Source organism: Streptomyces pluripotens (assembly GCF_000802245.2).
GTDB classification, from domain to species: domain Bacteria; phylum Actinomycetota; class Actinomycetes; order Streptomycetales; family Streptomycetaceae; genus Streptomyces; species Streptomyces pluripotens.
This window is the reverse complement of sequence record NZ_CP021080.1, coordinates 927,803-946,823: the sequence shown is the minus strand read 5'-3', so window position 1 is coordinate 946,823 and position 19,021 is coordinate 927,803. Positions and strand designations below refer to the sequence as shown.

Here is a 19,021-nt window from a genome sequence, read left to right as displayed (position 1 = left end):
GCCCCGGAGCTGCGTCACCGACATGACTCTCACATCCACTCCTGCGAACGCGCCCACCCGGGCCGGTGCCGCGACCGCCGCCTCCACGCGGCGGCGCGGCGCCGCCGGGTGGCTGCCCGTCGTTCCGCTGCTCGCTTTCACGGCGATCGCCTTCGGCATCCCCGTGGTCGCCCTGCTGAACGGCGCCTTCACGGTCAAGGACCCGGCCACCGGTGCCACCTCGTACACCACCGCCAACCTCGACGCCTCGCTGCACGGCGCCTACCTGACGGCTCTGATCGGCAGCGTCAAGCTGTCCGCGGTTTGTGCCGCGATCGGCACCGTATGCGGGCTGCTGCTCGCTCAGGCCGTGGTCACGTCGAGGTTCCGCGCGCTGCGCGAGGCCGTGCTGACCGCCTCCGGGGTACTGGCCAACTTCGGAGGTGTCCCGCTCGCCTTCGCCTTCGTCGCCACCCTCGGCAACTCCGGTGTGCTCACCCAGCACCTGCACCTGCGGGACAAGGGCTGGGACCTCTACAGCTTCTGGGGCCTGACGGTCGTCTACCTGTACTTCCTCATCCCGATGATGGTTCTCACCATCACGCCCGCGCTGGACGGCCTGCGCTCGCAGTGGCGTGAGGCCGCGCAGAACAACGGCGCCACGCACGCGCAGTACTGGCGGCACGTGGCGCTGCCGGTGCTCGCCCCGTCCCTGCTCGGCGGCTACGTGCTGCTGTTCGGCAGCGCTTTTGCCGCGTACGCCACCGCGGACGCCATCGTCGGCAGCTCGATCCCGCTGGTCACGCTGCAGATCGCCGACGCGCTCTCCGGCAACGTGCTGGTCGGCCAGGAGCACGTGGCGCTGGCCCTCAGCCTGGACATGGTCCTGGTCGCGGGCCTGGTGATGGCCGTGTACCTGCCCCTGCAACGACGGAGCGCACGATGGCTCGCCTGACCCACCGCATCCGGCCCGGTCGCGGGACCGTCCTGGTCGCTGCGGCCCTGTACTTCCTCGTCCCGCTCGCCTCGTCCGTGATCTTCACCGTCGATGTGCCGGGGCAGGGCATCAACTTCGACGCCTACACGCGGATCTTCTCCACCGACGGATTCCTGAGCAGCCTGGGGCTGTCACTGGAGCTGGCCGCCGCCACGATCGTCATCGACCTGCTGCTCATGGTCCCGGCCATGGTCGCGCTGCGACTCGGCGCGCCCAGGCTGCGGCCGGTGGTGGAAGTGGTCTGCTCGCTGCCGCTGGTCGTCCCTCCCATCGCGTTCGTGGTCGGTGTCAGCACGGTCCTGAAATGGGGGCCCGAGTACCTCTCGCGCACCCCGTTCTTCCAGACGTTGGTGGCGATCCAGAACCCCACGTTCCCGTTCGTCCTCGTCATGGCGTACGTCGTGATGGCGCTGCCGTTCGTCTACCGGGCTCTGGACGCCGGACTGCGCGCCGTCGACGTGCGCACCCTGGTGGAGGCCGCCCGCAGCTGCGGCGCGAGCTGGCCGGTGGCCCTGGTGCGGGCCGTGTTGCCGAACATGCGCGGCGCCCTGCTCAACGCCTCGTTCCTCACGCTCGCGTTGGTGCTCGGCGAGTTCACCGTCGCCCAGCTGCTGGGCTACCGCCCCTTCGCCGTGTGGATCGTCAACATCAGCGGCGCGCAGGCCCAGATGTCCGTCGCCGTCTCCGTGCTCAGCCTGCTCATGACCTGGCTGCTGCTGTTGGTTCTTGCCACCGCCGCCGGCCGCCGCCCCTCCCGTACCGCCCCTTAAGGGATACACCGCCATGACCCTCACCGCTGCAGAGAACGAGAAGACCGCACAGGCCGACGCCGCGACCGTCGAGTTCCGTGCCCTGCGCCGTGCCTTCGGGCACACCGTCGCCCTCGACGGGCTCGACCTGACCGTCCAGCCCGGCGAACTGCTGGCCCTGCTAGGCCCGTCCGGTTGCGGCAAGACCACCGCCCTGCGCATGCTCGCCGGGTTCGAGCACCCGGACTCCGGCGCAGTACTGGTCGGCGGCGAGGACGTCACACGAGTACCCGCCCATCGGCGCGATGCCGGTATGGTCTTCCAGTCCTACAGCCTCTTCCCGCACCTGACCGCGCTCGACAACGTCGCCTTTGGGCTGCGCATGCGCAAGGTGCGTACGGCCGAACGGCGTTCCCGTGCCGCCGAGTTGCTGGACCTGGTCGGCCTGGGTGACAAGGGGGAGCGCTACCCGCACCAGCTCTCCGGCGGGCAGCAGCAGCGCATCGCGCTCGCCCGGGCACTCGCCCTGCGCCCGCGGGTGCTGCTGCTCGACGAGCCGCTGTCCGCGCTGGACGCCAAGGTGCGCCTGACTCTGCGCGAGGAGATCCGCAGGATCCAGCAGGAACTCGGCATCACCACGCTGTTCGTCACCCACGACCAGGAAGAGGCCCTTTCGGTCGCCGACCGGGTCGCGGTCATGCGCGCCGGCCGCCTCGAACAGTGCGCCGGGCCCGCCGAACTGTACGGCCGTCCCGCCACCGCTTTCGTCGCCGAGTTCGTCGGCACCATGAGCCGGATACCGGGCGAGCTGAAGGACGGCACGGTCGAGGTACTCGGGCAGCGGCTGCCCGCGGACGGCGAAGCACCGGCCGTCACTGAGGTGGACGTGCTGGTGCGGCCCGAGGCCGTGCGGGTCCGGGCGGACGAGCAGGGCACCGGCCGGGTCGTCGCCACGTCCTTCTTGGGCGCCGTCGTCCGTGTCACCGTGCAGCTCGCCGACGGCACGGAGGTCAAGGCCGACCTGCCCGTCCACGATGCTGCCGGGCTTGGTATCTCAGCCGCCGTGACCGTGTCGCTGCCCGAGCGGCCGGTACTGGTGGCCGAACGTACGCAGAAATGAAGGAAGACATCCACGTGACCCCCCACACCCGACTCCCGCTCCAGGCCGTTCTCTTCGATATGGACGGCACGCTCGTGGACACCGAGCGCCTGTGGTGGGAGGCGGTCGAGCAGGTCGCCGGCCGCCCGCTGACCGAGGCCGACCAGCCGGACGTGCTAGGCCGTCCGGTCGAGTACACAGCCGTCTGGCTCAGCGCCGCAACCGGCCGGCCGGAGGCGGACCTCGCCGCCGAGCTGCACCGCGAGTTCACCGAACGGGTCCGCACCCAGATCGTGCCCCGGCCCGGCGCCCTGGACCTGTTGGCCGAGCTGGCCGCGTGCGGCGTCCCCACCGCCCTGGTCACCGCGTCCCCGCGTGCGGTCGCCGACGTCGTCCTCGACGCCCTGGGCGCCGGACGGTTCGCGGCCTCCGTCACCGCCGACGACACCGCCCGCACCAAACCCGCCCCCGATCCCTACCTCGCCGCGTGCCGTGCCCTCGGCGTCGACCCGGCGGCCTGCGTCGCGGTCGAGGACACCGAGACCGGGGTGGCCTCCGCCGAGGCCGCCGGGTGCGCCGTACTGGCCGTGCCGTCCCTCGCGCCGATCGGCGCGGCGCCCGGCCGGACCGTGCGGGAGAGCCTGGCCGGTGTCACGGCCGAGGACCTGCGGCAGCTGGTGGCACCCGAGCTCCGGGTGCTGAGCTGGAACCTTTGGCTCGGCGGCAGCCCGATCGACGACCACCGGACCAAGCAACTCAAGGTCATTCTGGACAGCGGCGCCGACGTCGTCGGACTGCAGGAGACCGGCGGCACCGCCGCGCAGGAGCTGGCCGAGGCACTCGGCTGGTACCACCACCGGGCCGGTGAGAACCTGGGCGTGCTCAGCCGTCACCCGATCACGGCCCGCTTCGGCGATCCGGACGTCGGCTTCTACGGTGCCGCGGGTGTCCGGATCTCCATGGCCCCGGGCCGTGAGGTCGACTTGTGGACCGCGCATCTGCACTACACGCCGTACGGGCCGTACGAAGCCGTCTTCGACGGGTTGCCGGCCGCTGTCCTGATCGCCCACGAGGAGCTGCGACTCACGCAGATGCGGGACGCGTTGCAGCGGATCGAGGAGTCCTCGGGCGAGGGCGTACCGGTCGTCCTCGTCGGTGACTTCAATTGCCCCTCGCACCTCGACTGGCCCGGGGTGGAGTGGCCGGTGACCCGGGCGGCCGAGCGGGCGGGGTTCGCCGACTCCTACCGCGAGGCGCACCCCGATCCCGTTGCCGAGCCCGGTCACACCTGGTCGCCGATCCACCCCGTGCACGAGGACGGCAGCGGCCGGCCCGAGCCGCAGGACCGGATCGACTACGTCCTGCACCGCGGCCTGACCGTGCTCGACTCGCGCACCCTGGTCACCGGAACCCCGTGTCCCTGGCCTGACGTGGCGGGCAACGACTGGCCCTCGGACCATGCTGCGGTCCTCACCACCTTCCGTATGCCCCAGAGATAACCCGGGGTTACCGCAGGTCACCATTGCGGTGCGGGGCGGCGATCCCGTAGGTTGTCCCGCACTTTGTACCGACTGGTAACCCCGGCAGGTTCCCCATGCGCTGGCCCCTCGGCCGTCCTCCCACCGTCCGTGCGCGGATCGTGGCGCTCGCGCTCGCCCCGGCCGTCGCCCTGATGGCCCTGTGGAGCTTCGCCATGGTGTCCGTCACCGCCGAACTGCGCGCGTTGGTCCGGCTCCAGGGGGTGTACGAGGACTTCGGCACCCCCGTGGACACCGCGATCGGGCAGATCCAGATCGAGCGCCGGATGTCCGCCGCGTACCTGGGTGCCAGCCTCGATACCGCCACCGCGGCGCGGCTGCTGGAGCAGCAGCGCCGCACCGACCGGGCTGTGGACGCCATGCGGCAGGCCATCCGGGGCGGCGACCGGGACCGGCTCACCGCACGGCAGCGGCAGGCCTTGGACGCCATGGTGACGGCCACCGGCACGCTGGACGGTCTGCGCGGGCGCGTGCTGTCTCGGGACATCACCTGGGACCGGGCTGTCGACGAGTACAGTGCGCTCGTGGAGCCGGGTTTCGACGTACAGTCCACGCTCACCGCCCTGCAGGCCGGGCAGCTCGCCCGTGAGGCACAGGTCGTCATCGAGCTGGTCCGGGTGCGGGAGTTCGTGTCCCGGGAGGACGCCCTGGTCGCCGGCGCCCGGGCGGCCGGCACCCTGACGGACCGGCAGTACGACACCCTGACCGCGACCATCGAGGACCGACGCGTGTTCGAACGGACGTACGTGCCGGATCTGCCCGCCGACTCCCGCGCTCTGTTCGAGCAGTTCCAACGGGACGACCTGTACCGTTCGTTGACGCGGGGCGAGGACGCGCTGCTGCGGGCCGGTGCGGGTGGAGCCGACCGGGCCGTCGCGGCGGACAGCTGGCGGTCGACCACTGACCGGGCCGTCAAACGCTACATGCAGTTGTGTTCCCGAGCCGCCGAGAACTCCGCCGCGCGCGGGCGGACCTTCGCCTACCGGGAACTGGCCAAGACGGCCGTCATCGGCGCCGTCGGCCTGGCTGCCGTGGCGCTGTCGCTATGGTTCGCGGTGCGCGGTGCGCGACGCATCTCCAGCCGTCTGGAGGCCCTGCGGGACGCCGCCGATCTGCTGACTTCCCGTCAGCTGCCCGACGTCATGGGCCGATTGAGTGCCGGCGAGGAGGTGGACGCGGTGACCGAGGCGCCGCCACTGGCCGCCGCCGACCTCCACGACGACGAGATCGGACAGGTCAGCCGGTCCTTCAACGCCGCGCGTCTGGCCGCCGTTGAAGCCGCCGTCCGACAGGCCACCCTGCGCCGGGGCCTGTTCGCCGTCCTGCTCAACATCGCACGGCGCAGCCAGGCGCTGGTGCACCGGCAGCTGAAACTCGTCGACACGCTGGAGCGCCGCACCGACGATCCGGACGTCCTGCGCGAACTGTTCCGTATCGACCACCTGACCACGCGCATGCGCCGGCACGCGGAGAGCCTGATCATCCTCTCCGGCGCTGCGCCCGGACGGCGCTGGCGCCGGCCGGTGCCCATCGCCGAAGTCGTCGCCTCGGCCGTCGGTGAGATCGAGGACTATGCACGCGTGGTGGTGCCGCCGATGGCGGAGGTCGGCGTCGCGGCGGACGCAGTCGCCGACGTGGTCCACCTGATCGCCGAACTGCTGGAGAACGCCACGGTGTTCTCGCCACCGCACACCCAGGTGACCCTGCGCACCGGGCAGGTCGGCAGCGGTTTCGTCCTGGAGATCGACGACAAGGGGCTCGGCCTCGACGCCGAACAGCGTGCCGGGGCCCACCGCACCCTCACCGACCCGGACAGCTTCGACCCCACCCGACACGACCGGCTCGGCCTGTACGTCGTGGGCCGTCTCGCCGCCCGGCACGGCATCGAGGTGAATCTCCGCGACTCGCCGTACGGGGGCACGACGGCAGTGGTGCTGCTCCCGGAGCGGGTCCTGGCGGTGCTGGAACCGGTGGCCGCGGCGGCCGGGACCGGAGCGCGTCGGCCCGCGGCGGCCGGGGCGCGGGAGACGGGGGCGACGGCGCACCCGCCGGCCGCCGAGATGACGGCCGAGGTCCGGGAGCTGCCGGTGAGGAGGCGCTCCGCCGCGTCCGCCGGGCCGGGGCCGAACGCACCGCAGCCGCCGGCGAGCACGCGCCCGACGTCCGTTTCCGGACCGGAGGCCGGCGCGGCGCTGCCGACCCGGATCCGCCAGACCTCCCTCGTGCCCGAGTTGCGGGACGAGGCACCCCCACCGGAGACGGCAGCCGGGCGAGAGGCCGACGCCGACGAGATGCGCGCGATCTTCGGTGCCTTCCAGCGCGGCCTCGACCGGGGCCGCAGGGGCCTGCCTGCGACCGGTGACGTCCCGACCGGCTCGGGCGTCCCGACCACTCACGCCGACGAAGGGACGGACACCGATCATGCCCGGTGACGACCAGACCCCCGAGCAGTTCCCCACGCCCGCCGGGGCACCCGGCACGGACCTCGGCTGGTTGCTGGACGACCTCGTGGCCCGCACCGACCACGTCCGGCAGGCCGTGCTGCTCACCGCCGACGGCCTTCCGCTCAGCAGCTCGGACGGCATGAGTCGGCGCGACATCGAACACCTGGCCGCCGTCTGCTCCGGCTTCCACAGCTTGGCCGGGTCCGTGGGGGAGCGGTTCGCCGCGGGCAGGGTGCGGCAGACCATGGTGATGCTGGACGACGCCTACCTCTTCATCACCCCGGCCGGGCACGGCAGCCGGCTCGCTGTCCTCAGCGAGGCAGGCACCGATGTCGGACAGCTCGCCCACGAGATGGCCCTGCTCGTCCGTCGCCTCGGACGCCACCTGGACGCTGCCGCCCGCGCCACCCCATGATCACCCGGTGAGCGAAGAGCACTGGTACGAGGACGAGACCGGGTCGATGGTGCGCCCCTACACGGTGACCCGGGGCCGTACCCGGCCCGAGGGCGGGTACGCCATCGACCTGATGTCCCGGGTCACCGCGCTGGAGATCGATGGCCCGGGACCCGGTCTCGACCATGCTCGTGCCGCCCTGCTCGATCTCGTCCGGCGGGGCCCGCGTCCGGTGGCCGAGCTGGCCGCGGACGCGGACCTGCCCCTGACCGTGGTCCGCGTCCTCCTGGCCGATCTGGCCGAGGAGGATCTGATCCGGATCGACGCACCCCACCGGGTACTGCCCACCGGTCCGTCCGCCGATCCCGGGCTGCTGCGGGAGATCGTGGCGCGGTTGCGGGAGATCTAGGGTCGCACCCGCGCACGCCGTCCCGGCCCTGGGCGGGAGGCGGCTGCTCCCACGAGCGACCCTCTCCTGCCCAGGGCGCGGGTACGGGTACGCGCCCCGTGCCCCTCGGAGAGCGGTGCCGGCCTCCTCGCACGCGCAACGAATCACCGCCGGAGCCCCGGTCCGCGCAATGAACCGCGCACCGGCGCGCAACGGCTCCTGCTTGTCCGGCCGAGCGCGCCGGCCGTACCGTCTAACTGTCCCCCGAACCCCCTCCGTACCGGTGAGGATCACGCATGCGCACCGCCCTGCTCCAGAGCTCCGGCTGCCCCGGCTCAGTCGTCGAGAACCTCAAGGTCCTTGACGAGGCCGCGGGCCGTGCGGCCGCCGCGGGCGCCGGGCTGCTGGCCGTGCCGGAGATGTTCCTCACCGGGTACGCGATCGGTGACGACATCGCCCGACTCGCCGAGCCCGCCGACGGTGACTCCGCCGATGCGGTGGCCGAGACCGCGGTCCGGCACGGACTCGCCATCGCCTACGGCTACCCGGAGCGGGATGGCGGGACCGTCTACAACTCCGCCCAGCTGATCTCCGCCGACGGCACCCGGCTGGCGAACTACCGCAAGACACACCTCTTCGGCTGCTTTGAGCGCGACCACTTCACCCCGGGGGAGGGGCCGGTCGTCCAGGCCGAGCTGAACGGTCTGACCGTGGGCCTGATGATCTGCTACGACGTCGAGTTCCCGGAGAACGTCCGCGCCCACGCCCTGGCCGGCACCGACCTCCTCGTCGTCCCGACCGCGCAGATGCACCCGTTCCAGTTCGTCGCCGAGTCGGTGATCCCGGTGCGGGCCTTCGAGAACCAGATGTACGTCGCCTACGTGAACCGGGTCGGTGAGGAACGGGAGTTCGAGTTCGTCGGGCTCTCCACCCTCGCTGGCCCCGATGGCATCGCCCGCACTCGTGCCGGCCGTGCCGAGCAGTTGGTGTTCGCCGACGTCGACCCCGCCTTCCTGGCCGCCTCCCGGGAGACCAACCCGTACCTGAAGGACCGTCGTCCCGGTCTGTACGCGTCCCTGGTCTGAGCGGCCGGACCAGCTACCACCAGTTCCACCTCGTGCAAGGAGTCCGTACCCCATGACGTCCACGGTGCCCAACGCCGTCGAGCACACAGACGAGCAGCAGCCGCCGATCACCATGTTCGGCCCGGACTTCCCCTACGCCTACGACGACTTCCTGGCCCATCCGGCTGGCCTCGGCCAGATACCCGCCACCGAGCACGGCACCGAAGTCGCGATCATCGGTGGCGGCCTGTCCGGCATCGTTGCCGCGTACGAGCTGATGAAGATGGGCCTCAAGCCCGTCGTCTACGAAGCCGACCAGATCGGTGGCCGGCTACGCACGGTCGGCTTCGAGGGCTGCGACGAGTCGCTGACGGCCGAGATGGGCGCGATGCGCTTCCCGCCGTCCTCCACCGCCCTCCAGCACTACATCGACCTGGTCGGGCTCCAGACGCGCCCCTTCCCCAACCCGCTCGCCGAAGCGACCCCGTCGACCGTGGTCGACCTCAAGGGCGAGTCGCACTACGCCGTCTCCGTCGACGACCTGCCCCAGGTGTACCGGGACGTCGCCGATGCCTGGAACAGGTGCCTGGAAGAGGGCGCCGACTTCTCCGACATGAACCGCGCCATGCGCGAGCGGGACGTGCCGCGCATCCGTCAGATCTGGGCGAAGCTGGTCGAGAAGCTCGACAACCAGACCTTCTACGGCTTCCTCTGCGGCTCCGAGGCCTTCAAGTCCTTCCGGCACCGCGAGATCTTCGGCCAGGTCGGTTTCGGTACCGGCGGTTGGGACACCGACTTCCCGAACTCCATCCTGGAGATCCTGCGGGTCGTCTACACCGAGGCCGATGATCACCACCGCGGCATCGTCGGCGGCTCCCAGCAGTTGCCCCTGCGCCTGTGGGAGCGAGAGCCGGCGAAGATCGTCCACTGGCCCCACGGCACCTCGTTGGAGTCCCTGCACGCGGACGGCACGCCCCGCCCGGCCGTGACCCGGCTGCACCGCACCGCGGGCAACCGGATCACCGTGACGGACGCGGGCGGCGACATCCGCACCTACAAGGCGGCCATCTTCACCGCCCAGTCCTGGATGCTGCTGTCCAAGATCGACTGCGACGACTCGCTCTTCCCGATCGACCACTGGACCGCGATCGAGCGCACCCACTACATGGAGTCCTCGAAGCTCTTCGTCCCAGTCGACCGGCCGTTCTGGCTGGATGAGGCCGTCGACGACGAAGGGAACCCGACCGGTCGGGACGTCATGTCGATGACACTGACCGACCGGATGACCCGGGGCACCTATCTATTGGACGACGGGCCGGACAAGCCCGCCGTGATCTGCCTGTCCTACACCTGGTGCGACGACAGCCTGAAGTGGCTGCCGCTGTCCGCGAACGAGCGGATGGAGGTCATGCTGAAGTCGCTCGGTGAGATCTACCCGAACGTCGACATCCGCAAGCACATCATCGGCAACCCCGTGACGGTCTCCTGGGAGAACGAGCCCTACTTCATGGGCGCGTTCAAGGCCAACCTGCCCGGCCACTACCGCTACCAGCGGCGTCTGTTCACGCACTTCATGCAGGACCGGCTGCCCGCTGACAAGCGGGGTGTCTTCCTGGCCGGCGACGACATCTCCTGGACGGCCGGCTGGGCCGAGGGCGCCGTCCAGACCGCGCTGAACGCGGTCTGGGGCGTCATGCACCACTTCGGCGGTGAGACCGACGCGGCGAACCCGGGACCGGGCGACGCGTATGACGACATCGCGCCGGTGGAGCTTCCCGAGGACTGACCGGGGCAGTACCAAGGCGCGGACGGCCGGCCGCAGACGCCGGCCGTCCGCGCCTTTTCAGGCGTCCGTGACGCGAAGACGCCCTCCGGGCGTTCCGGGCACCGTACCAGCGGGGCGGACGACCCGGATCAGCCGGTGAGCGGCGTCAGCAGCACCCGTCCGGCGAATCCCACCGCAGAGTCCAGCCGTTCGGTGAACTCCTCGGCGACGTCCTCGCAGTCGCGCAGTGCCCACAGCGCCCGCGCCGCCGCCCAAGCCGCGTCCCGGGCCCGGTCCAGGCTCCAGGAACCCAGCAGGTGGGTGAGCGGGTCGGCGATCTGGAGCAGGTCGGGGCCCGGCATCAGATCCTCGCGGATGCGTTCCTCCAGCGCGACGAGGAGATCGCCCACCTGGTCGAACTCGTCCTCCAGCTCGGCTGGTTCGCAGTCGAGCGAGCGGCAGGTGTCCACCACGGCGAGCGCCAGGTCATGGCCGATGTGCGCGTTGATGCCCGCCAGGGCGAACTGCAGTGGTCGCACGCCGGGATGCCGCCGGAACTGGAACACCGGCCGCCAGCAGGCGGGCGGACGACGGTCCGCGGCCGCGGCGTCGACCGCCGCCAGGTAGCGCTCGGCGAACCGGACGTCCAGGGCGATCGCCGCCTTCGGATCCGCGAAGTCTCCGGCGTCCAGGCGCCGGTCGATCTCCTCCGTGACGGTGAGGTAGACGCGGTTGAACACGGCGACCCCGTCCCGTTCCGGTAAATCCGCGTCCAGCGCGCGCATACGGGAGATGACCGCGTCGACGGGGGCGGTGAACTGTTCCAGCTGCGTCATGGGGGAAGCGTGCCAGCACCGGACCCACCGGTGCGCCGCCGACCTCGGTGCTTCCCCGGAACGGGGGAACGCTGCCCGAGCGCTGGGGCACCGGGTCGTGTGGATGATCCGCTTCCCGAAGCGCTTCCCGTCGGACCTCCACCAGGAACGGCACCGTGTCGGCGACGAGGACGTTCCTGATCCGGCCAGGGCTTACCGGCCAAACGCGCTGAGCGGTCGCTTAGTATGGGGCGTGCCCGGGGGCGTGACCGCCCCGCCAGTGATGCTCAGGAGTCCCTCCCGTGACCGCCACCGCCCCGATCGCACCCGTCGTCACCTACGGCCGGCTGATTCCCGTCACCGTTCACTTCGACGACCTGGACGCGCTCGGGCTGCTCCACAACGCGCGCTACCCGCTCATGGTCGAGCGGGCCTGGACCCGGCTGTGGAACGAGCACGGCGTGCGGTTCGACGGCGACTGGGAGGCCGCCGGAGACGCCTGCAACGCGGTCCGCGAACTGCGCATCGGCTACGAGGCTCCGGTGACCCGCCCCGGTGCCTACGCCGTCCACCTCTGGTTGGAGCGGCTCGGCACCACCGGTCTGACCTACGGTTTCCGCTTCTGCTCGGTCGACGGGACCAAGACGTACGCGCGGGGCGCCCGGGTCCTGGTCCGGCTGGACGCGACGACCCTGCGCCCCACCCCGTGGAGTGACGCCTTCAGGGCCGCGGGTCGGGCACTGCTGCGGCCCGCGGACTGATCTGGTTCCGGCTGTCGCGCTCGGCGGTGCGCAGAACCCCCGCGAACACCGCCACCCCGCACGCCAGCGCCGTCACTGCACAGAACGACACCACCAGGTTGGTCGCCTGGGCGAGACCGCCGATCAGGCTCGGCGCGATCAGGCCCGAGGTATAGGTGATGGTCGCCACGCCCGCGATGGCCTGGCTCGGGTTGGGCCCAGCGCGCCCGGCCGCCGCGAAGCACAGGGGTACGACCACCGCGATGCCGAGGCCCATGAGCGCGAACCCGGTCACCGCCACCGCCGGATGCCCGGCGGTGATGACGAGCAGCCCGCCCAATGTGCCCAGCATCCCACCGGCCCGGACCGTGCGGACGGCACCGAACCGGTCCACCGCGGCGTCCCCGCTGATCCTGGCAACCGCCATGGTCAGCATGAAACCGGTCGTCGAGGCCGCGGCCAGACCGGCCGAGCTGTCCAACCGGTTCCGCAGGAACACCGCTGACCAGTCCAGACTCGCACCCTCCGCGAAGACAGCGCAGAAGCCGACGGTGCCGATCAGCAGGGCCGAGCGGGGCGGAAGGGTGAATCGTGGGGGTGGCCCCTCGTTCCTCGGGGGCCGTACGTCCAGTACCCAGGCACACGCCAGCACGCCGAGTGTGGTCAGGGCGGCCGAGGCGAGGGCGAAGTGCAGACGCGCGTCCGAGCCGAGGTGCGCCGCAAGCGTGCCGGCTGCCGAGCCGGTCAGGGCGCCCGCGCTCCACATACCGTGCAGCCCCGACATGATGGACCTGTTGAGCCGCCGCTCGACCTCCACGCCGAGCGCGTTCATCGCCACGTCAGCCATGCCCGCACTCGCGCCGTAGATGAACATCGCCAGACACAGTGTGTACAGGTCTGGTGCGAGGGCCGGCAGCGTCAGGGACAGCGTCCACAGCGCGATCAGTCCGCGCAGCGCCGTACGCGTGCCGAAGGTGTGGCTGATCCGGGCGGCCAGCGGCATCGAGCAGGAGGCACCGAATGCCGTGCAGGCCAGGGCGATCCCTAGGCGGCCCGCATTGAGCGAGGCGTGGTCCTGGAGCCAGGGCACCCGGGTCGCGAAGGAACCCGTCACGGCGCCGTGCACGGCGAACACGGCCGCCACGGCGTACCGGGCGCGCCCGGCCCCGTCCCGTGCGTGGTCCAGGTCGCTCACGTCCCTCCCCCGTGGGGAGTTCCCCGCCCGAACCGCCGCGCCAAGTGCTCCTCGAAGGTGACCTTGCCGATCGTCCGCTCCGGCGCCAGGTGGTGGCCCGCGCGCAGAGCACCATAGACCCGGCCGAAGAGCGGCACGTTCGCCACCGGACGACGCCGGCCCGTCGCTCGTAGATAGGCGCGGGCCAGTGAGTCGAACGAACGGACCTCCGGACCACCCATGTCCGCCACCCGTCCCGCCGGCCCCCGGAGCGCCAGCTCGGCCAGGCGGTCGGCCACTTCGGCAACCTCCACCGGTTGGTCCGGCACCCCCGCTGGGACCGCCATCACCGGCGACCGGGCCATCCTCCCGAACAGCGTGACCAGCAGATCGTGGAACTGCGTTGCCCGCAGCACGGTCCAGCCGAGTCCCGACTCCTCGATCTCCCGCTCTGCCACGAGCTTGCTCCTGTAGTAGCCGAGCGGCACCCGGTCGACGCCGACGATCGAGATGTAGACGAGGTGGCATGTTCCGGCCCGTCTGGCTGCCGCGATCAGCTTCCGGGTCGCCTGCTCGTCGCCGCCCCGGGGGGTGGTCGCACAATGGACGACCGTCTCCGCGCCGTCCAGGGCCGCATCGAGCCCCGGTCCGCCCTCGCGCAGGTCGACGGCGTAAGGCTCGGCATGCCGGCTGAGGACCCGCACCTCGTGTCCCTCGGTCCGCAGCCGCTCGGCGACCCGCCGGCCGAGGGTTCCGGTTCCGCCGGTCACCTGGATCACGGTCAAGCTGTTCTCCGTTCTTCCGGACGCTGGGGCGCACTCCGTTGGGACACCCTCCGACGACTGAGACCGGGCAACTACCCGGAACTGTGACATGCCCGCCCGGCGGACGGGTCTCACGAAAGAATCCGAAGGAGCGGTCTTCAGGGGCGGGCGCCTCGGGAGAGGGTTCCGGGGAGCGGACTCGCGCGGCGGGGGTGCCCGGGGCCCGTCGGTGAGTGGTGCGGGCTTCAGACCCGCACCGCCGGTATCCCGCGTCCAGCCCGCGGGCGTCCGGACGGCCCGGCGGCGGGCAAGGGCCGTCGTCACCGCCGCCGGGCCCGCTCGCACCATAAAAGGACTAGACCAATGTGGTCAATGGGTCGGGAGTGAGGTCAACGCTCGCCGAGGAGGCCCCGGTTGGTGGGAGCGGCTGCGCCGTGCAAGTCCAGAGGCACGCACTGTGAGCGAACCCACAGCCCCCACCTGTATGGGCGAGCCGTGGGCGTGGCACACTGGCCCTGTACCAGAAGCAGCGCACTCCGGGGTCGGTGAAAGTCCGAACCGGCGGTTACAGTCCGCGACCCGGTCGCTTCCAGCGGCCGGTTGACCAGGTGAAATTCCTGGACCGACGGTTAAAGTCCGGATGGGAGGCAGTGCGCGGCGGGCGGGCACACATGCGTGCGCGTCGCCGTATCTGGGCTCGTCCGTGCGGGACGGGTCCGTTTCGGCGTCGCCCCGGTGTGCTCACCCGTAGATGCTGTCGTCATCGACAGGCCCCGGAGTCCGTGCCCGAAGAGGCAGGAGGACCCGGGAAGTGTTCACCGGAATCGTCGAAGAGCTGGGTGAAGTCACCGCCGTCGAAACCCTCGGCGACGCCTCCCGTTTCCGGCTCCGCGGCGCCGTCGTGACCGAGGGCGCCCAGCACGGCGATTCCATCGCCGTGAACGGGGTCTGCCTCACCGTCGTGGAGCACGAGGGTGACGAGTTCACCGCGGACGTCATGGCCGAGACGCTGAACCGCTCCAGCCTCGGTGCGCTCGCCGTCGGCTCCCGCGTCAACCTGGAGCGCCCCACCGCCGTGGGCGCCCGCCTCGGCGGGCACATCGTGCAGGGCCACGTCGACGGAACCGGCGAGATCCTGGAGCGCAAGCCCTCCGACAACTGGGAGATCGTGAAGATCTCCCTTCCCACGGGCCTCTCCCGCTACGTGGTGGAGAAGGGCTCGATCACCGTCGACGGCATCAGCCTCACGGTCGTGGACGCGGAACCCGACCACTTCACCGTCAGCCTCATCCCGACCACCCTCGCCCTGACCACCCTCGGTGTGAAACAGGCCGGCGATCCGGTCAACCTCGAAGTGGACGTCATCGCCAAGTACGTGGAGCGGCTACTCGCGGCCGGTCAGGGGGCCGACCGGTGAACTGGCTCAACTCCGAGGCATTCACCCTCTTCGGCCAGCGGATCATTTGGTCGGACATGGCCGGCAACGTCCTCGGCCTGATCACCCTGGCCCTCGGCTGGCGCCGCTCGCTGTGGACCTGGCCGGTGCAGTTCCTGTCCGGCCTGGTCCTCTTCGCCGCCTTCTACGGCCACCTCACCGGCAGCGCCGGCAAACAGGCTGTCGTCATGGCCGTCGCGCTGTACGGATGGTGGCAGTGGCAGCGGGACAAAGACCGGTCGGCGGACGGCCACATCGCCCCCCGCTTCGCCACTTGGCGCGAGCGTGCGGCCATGGCCGCCGGCGCCGCCGCCGGCACGGTCGCGGTCGCTCTGCTCTTCACCGTGTTCCCGAACCTGTCCTGGGACCCCTGGCCGGACGCCTACATCTTCGTCGGCACCATCGTCGCCATGTACGCCCAAGCCAAGGGCATGGTCGAGTTCTGGTTCGCCTGGCTGCTCGTCGACCTCGTCGGCGTGCCCCTCAACTTCGCCAACGGCTACGCCTTCTCCGGTTTCGTCTACGTCATCTATGGCGCACTCGTCCTGTGGGGCATGCGCGACTGGTGGCTGCGCTCGCGCAAGAGCCTGCAGCCCGTCCTGGAAGGAGCGCCGGCATGACCTCGGCACCACTGCTGTACGACACCCCTCCGATCGACGACTTCACGCTCGACCCGGTCGAGCGGGCCATCGCCGACATCGCCGCCGGGCGTCCGGTTGTCGTCGTGGACGACGAGGACCGGGAGAACGAGGGGGACCTGGTCATCGCCGCCGAGATGGTGACCCCCGAGATCGTCGCGTTCATGATGAGCGAGTGCCGGGGCCTGATCTGCGCTCCCATGGAAGGCGAAGAACTGGACCGGCTGCGGCTGCCGCAGATGGTCCAGGACAACACCGAGTCGATGAAGACCGCGTTCACCGTGTCCGTGGACGCATCCGCCGCGCACGGAGTGAGCACCGGCATCTCGGCGTCCGACCGCGCGACGACCCTTCAGCTCCTGGCGAGCGGCACCGCCGAGCCCACCGACTTCGTACGCCCCGGCCATGTCTTCCCGCTGCGCGCCAAGCCGGGCGGGGTGCTCGTCCGCAACGGCCACACCGAGGCCGCCGTCGACCTCGCTCGGCTCGCGGGTCTGCGCCCGGCCGGCGCCATCGTGGAGATCGCTGGTGAGGACGGCCGTATGCTGCGCCTGGCCGAGCTGATCCCGTTCGCCCGCAAGCACGGCCTGGCGATCATCTCCATCGAGGACCTGATCGCCTACCGCCGCGGCAGCGAGCCCACTGTCCGCCGTGAGGCCGAGACCCGTCTGCCCACTCGGCACGGCACCTTCACCGCCTACGGCTACCGTTCCGCGGTCGACGGCGTCGAACACATCGCCCTCCTCCACGGCGACATCGGAGACGGCGAGGGCGTCCTGGTCCGGGTCCATTCCGAATGCCTCACCGGCGACGTGTTCGGCTCCCTGCGCTGTGACTGCGGGCCCCAGCTGGACACCGCGCTGGAGCGCATCCAGCACGAGGGCCGGGGGATCGTCGTCTACCTGCGCGGACACGAGGGGCGCGGCATCGGCCTGCTGTCCAAGCTGCGTGCCTACGCGCTGCAGGAACAGGGCCACGACACGCTGGACGCGAACCTCGAACTCGGCCTGCCCGCAGACGCCCGCGACTATGGCGCCGGCGCGCAGATCCTCGCCGACCTCGGCGTGCGCAGCGTTCGGCTGATGACCAACAATCCCGAAAAGAGCCAAGCGCTGCTGCGCCACGGTCTGGAGGTCACCGGCCGCGAGCCGATGCCGGTCCAGGCGGGCGAGCACAACCTCCGCTACCTGCGGACCAAGCGCGACCGGATGGGGCACGATCTGCCCTGGCTGGACACGCCGGCTGCGGTCGCCTCGGCGACCGGGGCCGCGCCAGCCTCCGTGGCCGCGTCCGCAGCCACCTGCGGCAACCAGTAAGAACAAAGGCACTGAGGAGAGACGTGAGCGGCAAGGGTGCACCGGAGCTGTCCGTACGCAATGCGAGTGACCTCAGGGTCGCCGTCATCGCGGCGCAGTGGCACGAGAAGGTGATGGACGGTCTGGTGAACGGCGCTCTGCGCGCCCTGCACGAACTCGGAATCGACGAGCCGACCCTGATCCGGGTCCCGGGCAGCTTCGAACTGCCGGTCGCCGCCAAGGCCCTCGCGGGCCGCGGCTACGACGCGGTGGTCGCCCTCGGCGTCGTCATCCGCGGCGGCACCCCCCACTTCGACTACGTGTGCCAGGGCGTGACCCAGGGGCTCACCCAGGTCTCGGTCGAGACCGGTGTCCCGGTCGGCTTCGGCGTCCTCACGTGCGACACGGAGGAACAGGCCCTGGACCGGGCGGGCCTGGAAGGGTCCCACGAGGACAAGGGGCACGAGGCGGTGACCGCGGCGGTCTCGACCGCGGTCACGCTCCGTTCAGTATCCGAACCCTGGCACTGACGAGCCGCCCGTACCGCGTAGGGTGGGCACCACCATGTCCAAGAAGACGTTCGAGGAGCTCTTCACCGAGCTCCAGCACAAGGCCGCCCACGGCGATCCCGCCACTTCCCGTACCGCAGAGCTGGTCGGCAAGGGCGTCCATGCCATTGGCAAGAAGGTCGTCGAGGAGGCCGCAGAGGTCTGGATGGCGGCCGAGCACGAGGGCAAGGACGCAGCCGCCGAGGAAATCTCGCAGCTGCTTTACCACATCCAGGTGATGATGGTCGCCCGCGGGATCTCCCTGGACGACGTCTACGCCCACCTGTAAACCGCTGCCGACAGAGCCGTACCCACCCCCTTCACGCAAAGGAAGCCGACCTCATGCTGCGCATCGCCGTCCCGAACAAGGGTTCACTGTCCGGCCCTGCGGCGGAGATGCTGCATGAGGCGGGCTACCAGCAGCGCCGCGAGTCCAAGGAGTTGCGGATCGTCGACCCGGAGAACGAGGTCGAGTTCTTCTACCTCCGCCCCCGCGACATCGCGATCTACGTCTCCTCCGGCCGTCTCGACATCGGCATCACCGGGCGTGACCTGCTGATCGACTCCGGTGCTGACGCCGAGGAGATCCTGCCGCTGGGCTTCGCACGGTCCACCTTCCGATTCGCCGCCAAACCCGGCACCGCGGACGGCATCGAGGATCTCAAGGGCAAGACGGTCGCCACCTCGTACGAGGGGATCGTCGCGGGACACCTCGCGGACAGCGCCGTCGACGCCTCCGTCGTCCACCTGGACGGTGCCGTGGAGACCGCGATCGAGCTGGGCGTCGCCGAGGTCATCGCCGACGTCGTGGAGACCGGTACCTCGCTGCGCAACGCGGGCCTTGAGGTCTTCGGCGATCCGATTATGGAGTCCGAGGCGATTGTCATCCGCCGCACCGGCACAAACGGCGAGGAGCCAAAGGTCCAGCAGTTCCTGCGCCGCCTCCAGGGCGTCCTGGTCGCCCGGACGTACGTGATGATGGATTACGACTGCCGCGTCGAGCAGCTGGAGAAGGCCGTCGCACTGACCCCGGGCCTGGAGTCCCCGACCGTCTCCCCGCTGCACAATGAGGGCTGGGTCGCGGTCCGCGCCATGGTCCCGGCCAAGGAGGCGCAGCGCATCATGGACGACCTGTACGCCATCGGCGCCCGCGCCATCCTGACCACGGCCATCCACGCCTGCCGTCTCTAAGGGA

Annotated in this window: 19 protein-coding genes and 1 riboswitch; of the genes, 16 read left to right on the top strand and 3 right to left on the bottom strand. The window is 70.8% G+C overall.

The genetic code is table 11. The features are described from left to right. Window positions 1–22: 22 nt before the first annotated feature. The 9 genes from LK06_RS04020 (at window position 23) to LK06_RS03980 (ending at window position 10,438) form a co-directional block, all read left to right on the top strand. Window positions 23–934, top strand: coding sequence for an ABC transporter permease (locus LK06_RS04020; protein WP_039649042.1), 912 nt, complete (start codon window positions 23–25; stop codon window positions 932–934). Further along, window positions 922–1,746 (top strand): ABC transporter permease, encoded by an 825-nt coding sequence (locus LK06_RS04015; RefSeq protein WP_052269730.1) that lies wholly within the window; start codon window positions 922–924, stop codon window positions 1,744–1,746. The genes LK06_RS04020 and LK06_RS04015 overlap by 13 nt, the downstream gene beginning before the upstream one ends. A 13-nt stretch (window positions 1,747–1,759) precedes the next feature. After that, on the top strand, window positions 1,760–2,845 hold the full coding sequence (locus LK06_RS04010) for an ABC transporter ATP-binding protein (RefSeq protein WP_039649044.1): 1,086 nt from the start codon (window positions 1,760–1,762) through the stop codon (window positions 2,843–2,845). Window positions 2,846–2,859: 14 nt separating this feature from the next. Beyond that, a complete protein-coding gene (locus tag LK06_RS04005) occupies window positions 2,860–4,323 on the top strand; it encodes an HAD-IA family hydrolase (RefSeq protein WP_039649144.1) in 1,464 nt (487 codons plus the stop codon). 95 nt (window positions 4,324–4,418) lie between these two features. Beyond that, window positions 4,419–6,794: a sensor histidine kinase gene (locus LK06_RS04000; protein ID WP_078858937.1), complete on the top strand. Its 2,376-nt coding sequence runs from the start codon at window positions 4,419–4,421 to the stop codon at window positions 6,792–6,794. Further along, window positions 6,784–7,221, top strand: a complete 438-nt coding sequence (locus tag LK06_RS03995; RefSeq protein WP_039649046.1) for a roadblock/LC7 domain-containing protein — start codon at window positions 6,784–6,786, stop codon at window positions 7,219–7,221. Before LK06_RS04000 ends, LK06_RS03995 begins: the two co-directional genes overlap by 11 nt. Before the next feature lie 7 nt (window positions 7,222–7,228). Beyond that, the gene (locus LK06_RS03990) at window positions 7,229–7,609 is read left to right on the top strand and encodes a DUF742 domain-containing protein (protein WP_039649048.1); all 381 of its coding nucleotides are present in this window, start codon (window positions 7,229–7,231) and stop codon (window positions 7,607–7,609) included. 275 nt (window positions 7,610–7,884) lie between these two features. Then, window positions 7,885–8,673, top strand: coding sequence for a carbon-nitrogen hydrolase family protein (locus tag LK06_RS03985; RefSeq protein ID WP_039649050.1), 789 nt, complete (start codon window positions 7,885–7,887; stop codon window positions 8,671–8,673). A gap of 52 nt (window positions 8,674–8,725) precedes the next feature. Beyond that, window positions 8,726–10,438, top strand: a complete 1,713-nt coding sequence (locus LK06_RS03980) for a flavin monoamine oxidase family protein (protein WP_039649052.1) — start codon at window positions 8,726–8,728, stop codon at window positions 10,436–10,438. Window positions 10,439–10,566: 128 nt separating this feature from the next. On the opposite strand, the gene LK06_RS03975 is transcribed toward LK06_RS03980, so the two are convergent. Then, a complete protein-coding gene (locus LK06_RS03975) occupies window positions 10,567–11,253 on the bottom strand; it encodes a DUF5995 family protein (RefSeq protein ID WP_039649054.1) in 687 nt (228 codons plus the stop codon). A 281-nt stretch (window positions 11,254–11,534) separates the two neighbouring features. Between LK06_RS03975 and LK06_RS03970 the strand changes: the two genes are divergently transcribed. Further along, entirely contained in the window at window positions 11,535–11,993 is a 459-nt protein-coding gene (locus LK06_RS03970; protein WP_039649056.1) for an acyl-CoA thioesterase, read from the top strand. Here LK06_RS03970 and LK06_RS03965 read toward each other — a convergent pair. Next, window positions 11,953–13,167 carry an MFS transporter gene (locus LK06_RS03965; protein ID WP_039649058.1) on the bottom strand — a complete coding sequence of 405 codons (1,215 nt, stop codon included), beginning with the start codon at window positions 13,165–13,167 and terminating at the stop codon, window positions 11,953–11,955. The two genes, LK06_RS03970 and LK06_RS03965, sit on opposite strands and share 41 nt — an antisense overlap. After that, window positions 13,164–13,931 (bottom strand): SDR family oxidoreductase, encoded by a 768-nt coding sequence (locus LK06_RS03960; RefSeq protein WP_039649060.1) that lies wholly within the window; start codon window positions 13,929–13,931, stop codon window positions 13,164–13,166. Before LK06_RS03960 ends, LK06_RS03965 begins: the two co-directional genes overlap by 4 nt. A gap of 506 nt (window positions 13,932–14,437) precedes the next feature. Then, a riboswitch (FMN riboswitch) is annotated at window positions 14,438–14,568 on the top strand. A 153-nt stretch (window positions 14,569–14,721) separates the two neighbouring features. Here LK06_RS03960 and LK06_RS03955 point away from each other — a divergent pair. From LK06_RS03955 to hisG, 6 genes are read left to right on the top strand one after another with little or no spacing between them, the layout of a single operon-like run. Next, a complete protein-coding gene (locus LK06_RS03955) occupies window positions 14,722–15,327 on the top strand; it encodes a riboflavin synthase (RefSeq protein WP_039649062.1) in 606 nt (201 codons plus the stop codon). Next, on the top strand, window positions 15,324–15,965 hold the full coding sequence (locus LK06_RS03950) for a nicotinamide mononucleotide transporter family protein (RefSeq protein WP_039649064.1): 642 nt from the start codon (window positions 15,324–15,326) through the stop codon (window positions 15,963–15,965). Before LK06_RS03955 ends, LK06_RS03950 begins: the two co-directional genes overlap by 4 nt. Then, on the top strand, window positions 15,962–17,299 hold the full coding sequence (locus tag LK06_RS03945; protein WP_043434089.1) for a bifunctional 3,4-dihydroxy-2-butanone-4-phosphate synthase/GTP cyclohydrolase II: 1,338 nt from the start codon (window positions 15,962–15,964) through the stop codon (window positions 17,297–17,299). The genes LK06_RS03950 and LK06_RS03945 overlap by 4 nt, the downstream gene beginning before the upstream one ends. A gap of 23 nt (window positions 17,300–17,322) precedes the next feature. Continuing rightward, the gene (gene ribH, locus LK06_RS03940) at window positions 17,323–17,808 is read left to right on the top strand and encodes a 6,7-dimethyl-8-ribityllumazine synthase (protein ID WP_039649068.1); all 486 of its coding nucleotides are present in this window, start codon (window positions 17,323–17,325) and stop codon (window positions 17,806–17,808) included. A gap of 34 nt (window positions 17,809–17,842) precedes the next feature. Then, window positions 17,843–18,115 (top strand): phosphoribosyl-ATP diphosphatase, encoded by a 273-nt coding sequence (locus LK06_RS03935; protein WP_039649149.1) that lies wholly within the window; start codon window positions 17,843–17,845, stop codon window positions 18,113–18,115. A gap of 53 nt (window positions 18,116–18,168) precedes the next feature. Continuing rightward, a complete protein-coding gene (gene hisG / locus LK06_RS03930; protein WP_039649070.1) occupies window positions 18,169–19,017 on the top strand; it encodes an ATP phosphoribosyltransferase in 849 nt (282 codons plus the stop codon). Window positions 19,018–19,021 lie beyond the last annotated feature (4 nt).